Source organism: Ruminococcus sp. RTP21204st1_B2_RTP21204_210225, assembly GCF_040914135.1.
Lineage (GTDB): Bacteria > Bacillota > Clostridia > Oscillospirales > Ruminococcaceae > Hominimerdicola > Hominimerdicola aceti.
Genome location: NZ_JBCPGA010000032.1, coordinates 20,794 through 29,092 on the forward strand (window position 1 = coordinate 20,794; position 8,299 = coordinate 29,092).

At 32.7% G+C, this 8,299-nt stretch carries 10 protein-coding genes; all 10 read left to right on the top strand.

What is annotated here, in order from left to right; genetic code table 11:
- Window positions 1-2: 2 nt before the first annotated feature.
- The 10 genes from AB5123_RS10520 (at window position 3) to tnpB (ending at window position 8,169) form a co-directional block, all read left to right on the top strand.
- Window positions 3-1,619, top strand: coding sequence for a thiamine pyrophosphate-binding protein (locus AB5123_RS10520; protein WP_368364797.1), 1,617 nt, complete (start codon window positions 3-5; stop codon window positions 1,617-1,619).
- 2 nt (window positions 1,620-1,621) lie between these two features.
- Complete coding sequence (locus AB5123_RS10525) at window positions 1,622-2,347, top strand: SDR family oxidoreductase (RefSeq protein ID WP_368364798.1); 726 nt, start codon at window positions 1,622-1,624, stop codon at window positions 2,345-2,347.
- Window positions 2,347-2,697: a cupin domain-containing protein gene (locus AB5123_RS10530; protein ID WP_368364799.1), complete on the top strand. Its 351-nt coding sequence runs from the start codon at window positions 2,347-2,349 to the stop codon at window positions 2,695-2,697. The genes AB5123_RS10525 and AB5123_RS10530 overlap by 1 nt, the downstream gene beginning before the upstream one ends.
- Complete coding sequence (locus AB5123_RS10535; RefSeq protein ID WP_368364800.1) at window positions 2,690-3,421, top strand: SDR family NAD(P)-dependent oxidoreductase; 732 nt, start codon at window positions 2,690-2,692, stop codon at window positions 3,419-3,421. The genes AB5123_RS10530 and AB5123_RS10535 overlap by 8 nt, the downstream gene beginning before the upstream one ends.
- A 15-nt stretch (window positions 3,422-3,436) precedes the next feature.
- A complete protein-coding gene (locus AB5123_RS10540; RefSeq protein ID WP_368364801.1) occupies window positions 3,437-4,297 on the top strand; it encodes a radical SAM protein in 861 nt (286 codons plus the stop codon).
- A gap of 9 nt (window positions 4,298-4,306) precedes the next feature.
- Entirely contained in the window at window positions 4,307-5,044 is a 738-nt protein-coding gene (locus tag AB5123_RS10545; RefSeq protein WP_368364803.1) for a hypothetical protein, read from the top strand.
- Window positions 5,045-5,113: 69 nt separating this feature from the next.
- Complete coding sequence (locus AB5123_RS10550) at window positions 5,114-6,097, top strand: glycosyltransferase (RefSeq protein ID WP_368364804.1); 984 nt, start codon at window positions 5,114-5,116, stop codon at window positions 6,095-6,097.
- A gap of 13 nt (window positions 6,098-6,110) precedes the next feature.
- Window positions 6,111-7,364, top strand: a complete 1,254-nt coding sequence (locus AB5123_RS10555) for a radical SAM protein (RefSeq protein ID WP_368364805.1) — start codon at window positions 6,111-6,113, stop codon at window positions 7,362-7,364.
- A gap of 125 nt (window positions 7,365-7,489) precedes the next feature.
- Complete coding sequence (locus tag AB5123_RS10560) at window positions 7,490-7,858, top strand: IS66 family insertion sequence element accessory protein TnpB (protein ID WP_368364806.1); 369 nt, start codon at window positions 7,490-7,492, stop codon at window positions 7,856-7,858.
- Entirely contained in the window at window positions 7,852-8,169 is a 318-nt protein-coding gene (gene tnpB / locus AB5123_RS10565; protein WP_368364807.1) for an IS66 family insertion sequence element accessory protein TnpB, read from the top strand. Before AB5123_RS10560 ends, tnpB begins: the two co-directional genes overlap by 7 nt.
- Window positions 8,170-8,299: the final 130 nt, after the last annotated feature.

The window sequence follows — 8,299 nt, forward strand, 5'->3', positions numbered from 1 at the left end:
ATATGAAAACATTTGAATTGATTGACATACTTTTTCAAAAGTTAGGTATAGATGTGGTATTTGGAGTTCCTGGTTATCAAATAATGCCCATTTGGCAAAACATTTCTAAGGCAAAAATAATACTATGTAGTCATGAACAAGAAGCTTCTTATGCAGCTGTTGGATACGCAAAAAAATCTCGTAAACCCGTTGCTGTTCTAACTATTGGAAGTCCTGGAGTAACAAACTGTATAAGTGGAATTGCTTATTCAAATATTGATTCTATACCGTTGATATACATTTCAGGAAGAACAAGTATAAAAAAAACAGACTGCGGAATGCTACAGGAAGAAAGCATTGTAAACAGAAGATTTGATTCAACAAGCATTTTGAATCATATAACAAAGAAAAGCGTATGTATATCAAATCCACTAACTGCTGCAGAGCAAATTATTTCAACTATGGAAATGGCTGTCCAACATAGATACGGAGCAGTTCATATTAGTATTCCAATTGATATACAAAATGCAGATATTCCGGTTAACAATAAGCGTCTACATTCTCCAATTATGTTATCATCATATCTTGAAGAAATGATACCAATAACCAAACGTCCAATTATTGTAATTGGTTGGGGTGCATGGATGGCAGATGCATATAATGAAATATATCGTTTAGCCGAAATAATAAATGCTCCTGTTTTGGTAACATCTAAAGCTTATTGTTGTATTGAATCGCAAAATCCATTTTATTTAGGTAAACTCGGTTATGGACATAATTTTGAAATTGACTCTTTTGTTGAGTCCTACTCGCCTGATTCAATAATATCATTTGGAGCGACCCTTAGTGACAAAGATATTTCAAACACTATTTTGCAAAAATATCTATCTGAAATTCCGATTTATGTTGTCACAGATGAACCCGTAAAATATCATAGAAATGAAATACATTACATTACAATGGATATGAAAACATATTTAAACAAGTTGTTATCTATGACTAAAAAGCATATCAACAATTCACAATTGAAAGCAAAAATTCATATCTCTCGAAATAAATATAGATTATATTGGAGAGAAAAAATAGAAAGTAGCGATGTATTAGCTCAAGCAATATGGATCATTTCTAACACTGACAGTATAATTACGGCGGATGCAGGAAACCATTTGTTGAATGCAGCTGTTTTGCTTGAACCGAAAAAATGTGGATATTTCTTTTTAGACACAGGATTAAGAGCTATGGGAACAGGAATTTGTTCTGCTGTTGGTATGGCATTAGCTGACAGAAGTAACCACTATATCGCTATTACTGGTGATGGCTGTATGTTAATGAATGGAAATGTAATGCATATTGCATTTGTCAATAAACTTCCAATTACATTTGTTGTATTTAATAATCATGCACTTGGTAGGGTTCGTATCGGTCAAACTATTATGAATGATTATCGAGGAAGCGATATTAATAACGTTGACTTTATGCTTTATGGTAAAGCTTTAGGTATGCAATCATATTGCTTTTCATCTTTAATCGAATTTGAATCACAGTTGCATAAAATAATTCATTCAAATCGACCTTCGTTAATTGAAATAATTACTCCATCTGATGAAGTTCCCATTAAAATAAAAGGAAGTGTATATTAATCATGAACACTGATTATAAAACCATGTTAATAACTGGAACTACTCAAGGTATTGGTTATCAATTATATAAATATTATAAGGATAAGTATAATATAATAACTATAAATAGACAAGATATTGGCGACAATAATTATGTCTGTGACCTTTCAAATATGAATGAAGTTAGAGAATTAATTTCCCAAATAGCTTCTATTAATGTCGATATTTTAATTAATAATGCAGGTGGAGCATCTCCAGTACATTTTTTAGATATGACAATTGATGAACTTATTGCGGTATCAACTTTAAATTACCATACTCCTATTCTATTAATGCAAGCTGTAATAAACGGAATGGTAAATCGTGGATATGGTAAAATAATTAATATATCGTCAATAGGATCAAAATCGCCAAGACCATTGATTGCTCATTATGGCGCAGCAAAAAGTGCTTTAGAAAAATTTTCATCTAGTATAGCAGTAGCATATGGAGGTACGGGTGTTTCTGTAAACTGTATTTGTCCAGGAGGAATTAATACAAAAACAAGCATAGAAAATCGAAAAAAAATGGCTGAACTTCTTAACTTAGAAAAATCTCACTTCAACTTACAAATGGCTGAGAAAAATGGACTAGGTCATCTGATTGATCCACAAAAAGTAGTTGAAATGGTTGATTTTTTACTTAATGATGATACAGCAACAATTTCAGGACAAACATTTAATGTTTGTGGTATCAGGGAGGTTCATTAATGAAAGATTTGATTTCAGAATTCATACTAAGTTCTTATAAATTATTGAATGATTCAAAAAATAATACACATTATTATCATACGTTAACCCCAGATGATAATTCACCAGTGGTTGTACATCACACAACAAATCAATTTACCTATGTTATTTCTGGAAATGGTAGTGTTTTTTTAAATGGCGATGAAATACCTATAGAACCTGGAAAAGAAATACTTATTGAAGCGGGAACAACACATCGATTTGTAGCTATTTCAAGAGAATTGGTGTTATTTCACATTCATATTCCTGAATCAGGTAGAACTACGGATAGATTTATACTTGAAGGTGAGGACTACAGAAGAAATGAGTAATAAAGTGGTTATAATTACAGGCTGTTCTTCTGGTATAGGATTAAGTACAGCAAAAAAATATAAGGATGAAGGATATACAGTAATTGGCTTAGATATAAGTCAATGTCCAATTAGTGATATCATAACGTTTTATAAATGTGATCTATCTAATGAAAAAGAAATAGTTCATACAATTAATAATATTAAAAGATTGTATCAGTCTGTTAATTATCTGATATGCTCTGCCGGTATTTTTTTTGATAAACAAAGATCATTTCTAGATAATATGGACATAAATGAATGGACTAACACTATACAATGTAATTTAACAGGTTCCATGTTAATCTTTCGTGAAACATTCCAGTTAATTCAAAAAGCCAAAGGAGATAAAGCAGTTCTATTCGTCTCATCTGATCAAGCACAGCATCCACGTTGTAAAAATAGTGCCTATGCAGTTTCAAAGGGAGGATTAATAACTCTTGCAAAAGTTTGTGCCGCTGAATCAATTAATTATGGTATACGAGTTAACGCTATCGAACCAGCATCTGTTCGTACTAATTTTATAAACAGGCTATTTGAAACAGAAGAACAAAAAGAAAGTATTTACGAAAAAGAGAATGATAAAATGCCTTTAGGGTTAATCGAACCTGATGACGTTGCCGAATTAATCATTTTTTTGTGTTCAGAAAAAGCGAAACGCATAACAGGACAATCCATATCAATTGATGGTGGTTTATACATATAACAAGGGGGATTATATATGAAAAGGTATACAAAAGATTATTTTGTAAATCGATATCAGGATTACACAAGTTTACATATGAATGTATCTGAGCACTTAACTGGCGAAGAAGAAATTGTTATTGGCAGTATTGATGTTTGTATGACAACACGTTGCAATTTAAGATGTAAGGGATGTGGGAGTTTGATGCCAATGTACTCTCATCCAGAAGATATTGATATTGAATTAATCATTCATTCTCTAGAGCGTTTCTTTAGTGTTGTGGACAGAGTATTTCGTGTAAATGTTATAGGCGGCGAACCGTTTTTATATCCACATATGGATCAAGTGATTGAATTTCTTAATTCAAGAAATGAAGTAGTCTGGGTTGTAATTCCAACTAATGGAACAGCCGCACCTGATAATCCTCGATTATATAAGGCGTTGCGAAATCCAAAAAACCATGTTCGTATAAGTCATTATGAAGCTTTCGAAAAAAAATCAGGGATATTACTAAGTCGACTTGTTGAAGAAGGGATAGATCACTCAATTAAATTATTTGGAAAAAACACTTATCTTTGGTATGATTTTGGAGATTATGCCCTTAGAAATCGAAGTCCAGAAGAACTTGCTAAACAATACGATAATTGTGAAGTTGAATGGATGAGCTTGTTTAAAGGAAGATTGTACCCATGCCCTAGAGCTGCGCATTCAATAGATTTAGGACTTCAACCAGATGAAGGAAACAGCATTTCTATTTCAGATGATAATATGACTTTAGATCAATTAAGAAACGAATTAATACAGTTTGTTTATGAAAGAAGTTATTATCCATCATGTAACAGATGTAATAGGGGAACTGATTTATGCCCTGTAATTCCTGTTGCAGACCAATTGTGAGGGTATAAAATGAATATAAACAATCTAATTACATTTATTTTAGGTGTTGAACCAACTATCATATCTGAGAATGTAATAATTGCGCCTTGTTGGCAGCCAGATTCAGTTGGTATTTCTGCTCAGTTAGTCTCTAATCAATCTTGTACCATCTGGCATTGCCAAGAATATGATTTAACATATATCGTGTGTGGAGTGGGTTCATGTTTTTGTGCTGATGTTACGATGATTCTTCAGTATACTAGATGTAAACGCGCTCTTTTTCTCGGTTCTGCTGGAGCACTAGATGAAAGAATTGGAATTGGTGATATTGTAATACCCGATAATGTATATTGTGCAGAAGGAGCTTCAAGATTTTTATACGAAGATCTTTCAAAAGATATTTTTGGCAAGATGTATAATACTGATAATACATTAAGTGATTTTATTCGTTCATCAATAAAAAATAAAATATGTGAAAGTAATATTCAATTACACCGTGGAAATGGCATTTCAGTAGAAAGCATTTTTTCTCAGTATGATCATATAGAGGATTTCATTAATATGAATTGTACTTTTATTGACATGGAATCATCAGCTTTTCTTGCAGCATCAGAAAAAATAGGTATTCCTAGTACAATAGTCTACTGTATTTCAGACAATGTTATTTCTGGTAAACCTTTATATAACACCTCAAAAGAGGAAACCGAATTCCGTAAGAGAATTAGAAAAAAAATTATACCTGATATTATATCTGCTTTTGTAAAGTAAAGAGTATGGATTTGAATAATACTACAATCTATCTAACAAATACTTCATATTATAGCTTTGGAGGAAATCATGAGTAATAAAAATAGTAGTGGGTTCTCAGAAAATCAATATGTTACATATTTCGATAAATGTAAATCAAAGTCACCTTCATATCAATGTAAAATATCAGTTATTATTCCAGTTTGGAATGTTGAAGAATACCTTTCTGATTGTCTAGAGAGCATACTTGTTCAAAAGGAATATGTCTATGAAATAATTTGTATTGATGATTATTCTCATGATTCTAGTGGGCAAATTCTAAGAGATTATCAAAAATACTATCCCGATCTTATAACTATTATTTCACAGCATCATATTGGCTTATCCGCAGCTAGGAATAGAGGTTTAAAAATTGCACGCGGCGAATATATTTATTTTATGGATTCAGATGATATCTTAAAGCCAAATGCATTTGAAAGAATGCTTAATGTTTTAGAAAACAAGAAACTTGATGTCCTATTCTTTTCATTTGAGAATTTTTGTTTAGAAAAAAAACTACAATCTCAATATGCTGATAGGATAAATAGCATAAAGAGAATGTATTCATTTTCAATGGTGAAGACTGGAAAAGAAGCTTTCTGCGAGTTTAACAAAACTAAAGAATACTATGTACTTGTATGGGCACAATTTTTTAAAAGAAGCTTTTTGGAAGAACATAAAATATTCTTTTACGAAGGAATAGAGTATGAAGATCAATTATTTACATTTCAGGTTCTATACCACGCAAAACGTGTTTTTTGCATTACTGATGTTTTATATTTGAAACGTATTCGCTCTGGCTCAATATGTACAAACGCTCTTTCCATAAATTATTTGAAATCGTATTATACTACTTATTCTGTAATAAAAAATATGCTTGATAATATGGAAGGTGATTTTTTACATTACACACTCCAACTACTTGAATCATATAAAAATAAATTAAGAAGGAAATATAGTGTTTGTACTGAATCTGAAAAAAATATTATCAACGATATTCAAGAACTGATAGAAATATGTTCGCATTGCGAATAAGGAGATGTTGTAAATGAAATCAATAATTAATCTAGATCAGCTTAACAATATTCTAAAGAATAATGGAAACGTATGCCTTTACGGTTTAGGTGTTAATTTAGAAATATTTCTTGATTATTTTGAATATATGGGCTATCATCCATTTTGTATTTTAGTTGATCAATATACAATAAGTCCATTTGAGTATTCATTGAATCCTTCTAAGCGAGCCAATCTTCCTCGAAGCTCGTTTTCAGAAACGGATATGATGCTAGATGGTACATATAGAAGCATTCCTATATTTAGAATTGACAATTTTATAAATAACGACCAATACATTATTATTAATCTAAATCTTGAGAATGAAGATTTATTGGAAGATATTTGCAAAAAAATATATTCTCCATATCGCCTAAAAAAGGAATACTGGGACACTGAAAACAAGATAATTGACGACTTACAGTTAATTAAGAATACTATTCGTCGTAGTTTACGTTCAACGGTATATGATTTCCATTTTGAATTTCATCTAGCTGAACATTGCAATCTAAATTGCATTGGTTGTACACACTTTTCTCCGCTTGCAGAGCCTGAATTTCTTGAAGTTAAAGATTTTCGTAATGATATTGAGCGGTTATCATATCTAACGGGTGGAAATGCAAGATTTATAAATCTACTGGGTGGTGAACCACTTCTTCATCCTGAAATCAATTCTTTTTTTAAGATAGCACGTGAATATTTTCCAGAAGCAAAAATTTCTATTGTTACAAATGGTATTCTTTTACCTCAGATGGATAACTGTTTTTGGACTTCATGCAGGGAAAACAAAATAGTTATTGCTGTAACTGAATACCCCATTGGATTTGATTATTTATCAATTCGAAATAAAATTAGAAATGAAAATATAGAATTTGAAAGTTTTAGCGGCAGACAGGAAAGATATGAAATGTGGAGTCTATTTTTAGATGAAAGAGGTTTAAATCGTCCTGTAGATAATTTTATGAAATGTCAACGGTCTAATGCTTGTGTATTTTGTTCTCATGGAAAATTATTTCCATGTCCTACTATGGCTAGTATTCGCCATTTTAATCGAATCTTTGATACTAAAATGGAAATATCTGAGTCAGATTACATTGACATTTATAAAGTTTCTTCTATTCAAGAAATATTAGATTTTTTAAAGAATCCTGTTCCTTTTTGCCGATTCTGTAATGTTGAAAAAAGGAAATATGGTCTTCTTTGGCAACAGTCTAAATGTGAAAAAAATGAATGGTGTCCAATAGATTAGCATATCTCAACTATTTTCTTTTTCAACCTTTTGTAACCGCCAACCCCACCCATCCCTCGACCAAAGAATAAAATAATGATACAATTACTCTGAAGGAAAATCGAATTTCGAAAGGAGTAAATATCATGGGAAGAATACGGGAGATCAAAAAGCAGGTTCGTCACAAGGAATGGGCAGCGATGGTGAGTGATTGTCAAGCGAGCGGCAAGAAGGTTGAAGAATGGTGCGCTGAAAACAGCATCAATGTCAGTACCTACTACAAAAGGCTGAATGTGTTAAGAAGTGAGCTGATCGATGATGCTGAAAAACAGAGTATCGTCCCTGTAAGCGTATCAACAGCAATTGCGAATGAGACGGATACAGTCATTCCAAATGCTGCAAGATCAAGCGAAGATAAGATAATAATGCGGAAGGACGGCATTGAGATCACTTTGCCGAAAAGTATATCCGAGGATACTATCTTCGTCCTGCTCAAAGGGCTGAAACAATGCTGAAAGACCTGTCTGCCGCTAATATCTTCATCGTGTGCGGTCATACGGATATGAGAAAGTCCATTGACGGGCTTGCAGCTATCGTTCAGCAGCAGCACAAACTGGACCTGTTTTCAGATAGCCTATTCCTGTTCTGCGGACGAAGAAGAGACCGTCTGAAAGCATTGCTTTGGGAGGGTGACGGTTTTCTGCTGTTCTACAAACGTCTTGAGACCGGACGGTTCAGCTGGCCCCGCAACGAGCAGGAGGTCAGAAATCTCACCCGTGAGCAGTTCGTATGGCTGATGCAGTCCTATCTCCGATGCGATAATTGACCGTATAGTCAACAATGCTTATGACATCATGATTTCAAAAATATCATTTCTGAGTAACCGCCTAATAACATACCGCCCCTAAATAAAAGATCCCCAAGCTGCGGTTCGAGGATTACTCATGTTGCTTTAC